Source organism: Brachybacterium sp. p3-SID1565, assembly GCF_025143785.1.
In the GTDB taxonomy this organism is placed as follows: domain Bacteria; phylum Actinomycetota; class Actinomycetes; order Actinomycetales; family Dermabacteraceae; genus Brachybacterium; species Brachybacterium epidermidis.
This window is the reverse complement of the sequence record NZ_JAMBDS010000089.1, coordinates 1-3694: the sequence shown is the minus strand read 5'-3', so window position 1 is coordinate 3694 and position 3694 is coordinate 1. Positions and strand designations below refer to the sequence as shown.

At 70.5% G+C, this 3694-nt stretch carries 5 protein-coding genes; 3 read left to right on the top strand and 2 right to left on the bottom strand.

Features of this window, described 5'->3' with window-relative positions; translation table 11 throughout:
• Positions 1 to 45: 45 nt before the first annotated feature.
• A complete protein-coding gene (locus M4D54_RS13680) occupies positions 46 to 729 on the bottom strand; it encodes a hypothetical protein (protein WP_259892094.1) in 684 nt (227 codons plus the stop codon).
• A 345-nt stretch (positions 730 to 1074) separates the two neighbouring features.
• On the opposite strand from M4D54_RS13680, the gene M4D54_RS13675 reads away from it, so the two are divergent.
• The gene (locus M4D54_RS13675) at positions 1075 to 2286 is read left to right on the top strand and encodes a pyridoxal phosphate-dependent aminotransferase (protein ID WP_259892093.1); all 1212 of its coding nucleotides are present in this window, start codon (positions 1075 to 1077) and stop codon (positions 2284 to 2286) included.
• A gap of 31 nt (positions 2287 to 2317) precedes the next feature.
• On the opposite strand, the gene M4D54_RS13670 is transcribed toward M4D54_RS13675, so the two are convergent.
• Positions 2318 to 2560 (bottom strand): hypothetical protein, encoded by a 243-nt coding sequence (locus M4D54_RS13670; RefSeq protein ID WP_259892092.1) that lies wholly within the window; start codon positions 2558 to 2560, stop codon positions 2318 to 2320.
• Positions 2561 to 2669: 109 nt separating this feature from the next.
• Between M4D54_RS13670 and M4D54_RS13665 the strand changes: the two genes are divergently transcribed.
• Together M4D54_RS13665 and M4D54_RS13660 are read left to right on the top strand one after the other, a co-directional pair.
• Positions 2670 to 3266 (top strand): TetR/AcrR family transcriptional regulator, encoded by a 597-nt coding sequence (locus tag M4D54_RS13665; RefSeq protein WP_259892091.1) that lies wholly within the window; start codon positions 2670 to 2672, stop codon positions 3264 to 3266.
• Entirely contained in the window at positions 3263 to 3685 is a 423-nt protein-coding gene (locus tag M4D54_RS13660) for an organic hydroperoxide resistance protein (protein WP_010550080.1), read from the top strand. The genes M4D54_RS13665 and M4D54_RS13660 overlap by 4 nt, the downstream gene beginning before the upstream one ends.
• Positions 3686 to 3694 lie beyond the last annotated feature (9 nt).

Genomic DNA, 3694 nt, shown 5'->3' with positions numbered 1-3694 from the left:
GGAACGACGCCTCAGGCGCACCGATGCCTCAGGCGCGACGATGCTTCAGGCGCCGGGCGCCTCGCTGACGCCGTTCTGCCACAGCGAGCGCACGGCCTGCTCGACGCCGTCGCGCGGCAGCTCCGAGACCGACAGCACGCCCTGGTCGTCCAGCGGCAGATGACCGACCTGCCAGTGGCCGTCCTCCTCGACATGGAACATCAGCGGGACGGTGGCCGACGGATCAGCGCCATCGGTGCGACGCAGGGAGACGGTGCGTTCGCGGCCCTCGGCCAGGAACGCGGAGACCACCTCCCCCACGGAGGCCGGCACCTGCTCGGCGTCCGGCAGGGCCGAGACGATGAAGGAGTCCAGCTCGTCCTGCGTGAGCATCAGGATGGCCTCGTTGGCCTTGATCACGAAGGCCATGCGCATCGCATCGCCCTCGGCCAGCGCGATCCCCATCCAGCGATCGGCGGCGGTCAACGCGGTGGCGATCACCTGGCCCTCCTCGCCCAGCAGCCACTGGCCGTCGTCCGAGCGCTCCACCTTTCCCCGTGCCCGCAGGCCGGAGGTGACCGCGGCGGTCACGAACTCGCGGGCATCCTCCGGGGCGCTGCGCAGGCCGATCTGCTCCCGCGTGACCGCGCCCTGTGCGGTGGGGCGCAGGTTCAGCATGAAGTCGATCTCGTAGGCCGTGTAGATGGTGGGCTCGTCCTGAGCATCGACATCGACGGTGGTCTCGGTCATGGCTTCCCCTCGTGGTCTGCTCTCGCGCCGGGTGCGCGCAGGGCGTGCGTCGTCACCGGAAGCATGTCAGATGGGAGGTGCCGGATGCATCCCCGGCCGGGATCCTGCGGAGGGCCGGCCGAGGCGCGATCCGCCCGTTCCGGTCCCGCCCCATGCATGCGGCTCCCCACCCCCATCCGCCCCTCCTTGTCGGCCAGATCGGGGGTGACGCGCCTGTCCTCGACCTCCAGTCTGCAGCTCCTGGCCGTCGATCCGGACGGTGCGGCAGGTGAGCCTGGGTGCGAGACCGGAGCCGTCGGCCCGGCAGCCGCTACTCTGTCCCCACCCCATGACCCAGGAGCCCCGATGATCCTCACCCAGTCCTCCAAGTTGCGCGACGTCTGCTACGAGATCCGCGGGCCGGTCCCGGCGGAGGCCGCGCGCATGGAGGCTCAGGGCCACCAGATCCTCAAGCTCAACATCGGCAACCCCGCGCCGTTCGGCTTCGAGGCACCTGACGAGATCCTCGTGGACATGATCAAGAACCTGCCCACGGCCCAAGGGTACTCCGATTCGCGCGGCATTCCCGCGGCCCGGCGTGCCGTGGCGCAGTACTACCAGATGCGCGGCATGCCCGGCATCGAGCTGGACGACGTGTTCCTGGGCAACGGGGTCTCCGAGCTGATCCAGATGGTCTGCCAGGCGCTGGTGGACGACGGCGACGAGGTGCTGATCCCGCAGCCCGACTACCCGCTGTGGACCGCAGCCGTCTCCCTGGCCGGCGGGCGCGCTGTCCACTACCGCTGCGATGAGCAGGACAGCTGGTGGCCCGATGTCAGCGACATCGCCGACAGGGTCACCGAGCGCACGAAGGCCATCGTGGTGATCAACCCCAACAACCCCACTGGCGCTGTCTACCCCGAGCGGGTGCTGCGCGAGATCGTGGAGGTGGCCCGCAAGCACGGCCTGCTGATCCTGGCCGACGAGATCTACGACAAGATCCTCTATGACGATGCGGTGCACACCCCGATCGCGTCCCTGGCTCCGGACCTGCTGACGATCACCTTCAACGGGTTGTCCAAGGCGTACCGGGTGGCTGGGTTCCGGGCCGGCTGGATGACCCTGTACGGCCCCCAGGACGATGCCACCAGCTTCATCGAGGGACTCGAGGTGCTCTCCAACATGCGGCTGTGCCCCAATGTCCCGGCCCAGCACGTGGTGGCCACGGCACTGGGCGGCTACCAGTCCATCAACGACCTGGTGCTGCCGGGCGGCAGGCTGCGCGAACAGCGGGACGTGGCCTACGAGGGCCTCAGTGAGATCCCCGGGGTGAGCGTGGTCAAGGCCAAGGGCGCGCTGTACATGTTCCCGAAGCTGGACCTGGAGATGTACCGGATCGACAGCGACGAGGAGTTCGCCTACGACCTGCTGCGCTCGAAGAAGCTGCTGGTCAACCACGGCACCGGCTTCAACTACCCCGAGCCCGACCACCTGCGTCTGGTGACCCTCCCGCAGGCCGACGTGCTCGCCGACGCCGTGGACCGCATCGCCGACCACCTCGCCTCGATCCGCCGCTGAGGGCGCCCGGACGCTCCGTGGACGGGGAGGGTCAGAGCAGCAGGCCGATCGCCGACGCGAGCACGGCCAGCATCGGGAGCGCGCCCTGCTTCACGGCGGCGGCGCGGTGCGCGGGGGAGCTCAGCAGCAGCACGGTCGCAGCAACCTCCTGCGGACTCTGGTCGCCGAACACCTTCTGCGCCTGCGCCCCGCCCCAGGCGAGGGACTCCGGGCGGAAGATGACAACGTGGAGAGCGGCCGCGGCGAGGGCCAGGATCGAGCCGAGGGTGAGCATCGCGACCTCCGAGCTCGATTGGAATGATCGTTCCACTATAGTGGGCTGTGCCCGGCGCCGACAGCCCGGGCGAGGAACGACGACGAGCAGGCAGCGAGCAGGAGGGGGCATGGGACGACAGTCCGCCTTCGTGCGGGAGGACACCGTGCGCTCCGCCCGCGACGTGTTCTGGAGCGAAGGGTACGAGGGCGCCTCCATGGCGAGCCTCCAGCGGGCCACCGGACTGAACGCCAGCAGCATCTACCACGCCTTCGGCTCCAAGCGCGGTCTGTTCGACGCCGCGATCGAGGACTACCTCGAGCGCGTCGTCCGCCCCGGGCTCGCCCCGCTGCGCGCGCCCGAGGTCGCCCCCGATGCTCTCGAGCGCTACTTCCTCGCGGCCCGCGCGCTGTTCGCGGACCCGTCCGGCCGCACCCTCTCCGACGGATGCCTGCTGGTGAACACCGCCTGCTCCGGGCTCGCCCGAGACGACGGGATTGCCGAGGTCGTGCGCGCCTATCGCGCCGAGCTGCTCGCCGCCTTCACCCGCGGCGTGCAGGCCCGACGCCCCGACCAGTCGCCGCAGGAGCGCGCGCAGCTCGTCGAGACCTGCGTCGCGCTGCTGATCAGCGCGCTGGTCATGACCCGCGTGGACCGGGATGCGGCCACCGCCGCGATCGACTCCGCCCTCACCGCACTCCAGAACCAGGAGCAAGGACACCCATGAAGCCCCTCTACACCACCGAAGCCCTGGCCACCGGCGGCGGCCGCGACGGCCACGTCGATGTCGCCGAGTCGGATCTCGCCTTCGACCTCGCCGTCCCGACCGCTATGGGCGGCACCGGCGCCGGCGCCAACCCCGAGCAGCTCTTCGCCGCCGGGTACTCCGCCTGCTTCCACTCCGCCCTGCAGGCCGTCGCCCGGCAGCAGAAGGTCGCGATCGACGGCTCGAGCGTCGGCGCCCGCGTCACCATCGGCTCGGAGGAGTCCGGCGGCTTCTCGCTCGCCGTCGAGCTCGAGGTGGTCATCCCGGAGCTCGACCACGACACCGCCCAGGCGCTGGCCGACGCCGCGCACCAGGTGTGCCCGTACTCGAACGCCACCCGGGGCAACATCCCGGTGGTCGTCACCGTCACCGACGACTGACCGCCCCGC

Bases quoted from the DNA above. Each gene is read 5' to 3' on its own strand.
- M4D54_RS13680 (WP_259892094.1), bottom strand. From the start codon at position 729: ATGACCGAGACCACCGTCGATGTCGATGCTCAGGACGAGCCCACCATC.
- M4D54_RS13675 (WP_259892093.1), top strand. From the start codon at position 1,075: ATGATCCTCACCCAGTCCTCCAAGTTGCGCGACGTCTGCTACGAGATC.
- M4D54_RS13670 (WP_259892092.1), bottom strand. From the start codon at position 2,560: ATGCTCACCCTCGGCTCGATCCTGGCCCTCGCCGCGGCCGCTCTCCAC.
- M4D54_RS13665 (WP_259892091.1), top strand. From the start codon at position 2,670: ATGGGACGACAGTCCGCCTTCGTGCGGGAGGACACCGTGCGCTCCGCC.
- M4D54_RS13660 (WP_010550080.1), top strand. From the start codon at position 3,263: ATGAAGCCCCTCTACACCACCGAAGCCCTGGCCACCGGCGGCGGCCGC.